This is a genomic window from Corallococcus terminator (genome assembly GCF_003611635.1).
Taxonomy (GTDB): Bacteria; Myxococcota; Myxococcia; order Myxococcales; family Myxococcaceae; genus Corallococcus; species Corallococcus terminator.
In genome coordinates this window covers 1-534 of sequence record NZ_RAVZ01000783.1, presented here as the reverse complement: position 1 = coordinate 534, position 534 = coordinate 1, and the positions used below count along the sequence as shown (strand labels likewise).

Sequence of the window (534 nt, the reverse complement as noted above, 5' to 3'; positions counted from 1 at the left end):
GTGCGCGAGTGTGAACTGGACGTTGGCGTCGCGCAGCTTGTTGAGGGAGTCAATCATGTACTCGTCCGCGAACGTGTAGAACTCGTCCACGTGGACGCCGCAGGCCCTCTGGTTGAGACGGGTACGGTGGACTTGCCGGAGGGAGCCCTGCTGCTGCAAGTCCTGCAGGAGCACCTTGCCGAGCGCGGGCGCCTGAATCTTGAAGAGGTTGGCGGGTAGTTGCGCGTACAGCACCAGGTCCTCCTGGAGCAGCGCCTCGAAGGTGAAGTCCGGCTCGTACGCGTTGACGATGGGCGACATGAACTTGTTAACCGCGCCCTTCAAGCCGCTCATGCACTTCTGCACGTCACGGCCGAGGCTCGAAATCTGGTTGGCGATTTCGCGGGCGGCGGTGCGCTCGAGCGAGCGGTCCAGGCAGTGGTTGAGGGCCTGGGCGAAAGGGCCAGTGGTGCCGATGCCGTTGAGGCACACGGCCATGTCCCGCATGGTGAAGGGGAGGCCCACGCCCTTGTCGTCCACCATGCCGTGCAGGAG

Annotated in this window: 1 protein-coding gene; it reads right to left on the bottom strand. The window is 64.2% G+C overall.

Features of this window, described 5'->3' with window-relative positions; genetic code table 11:
- A partial coding sequence (locus tag D7V88_RS43545; protein WP_158625299.1) for a type IV secretory system conjugative DNA transfer family protein occupies positions 1 to 534 on the bottom strand: 534 nt, incomplete at both ends.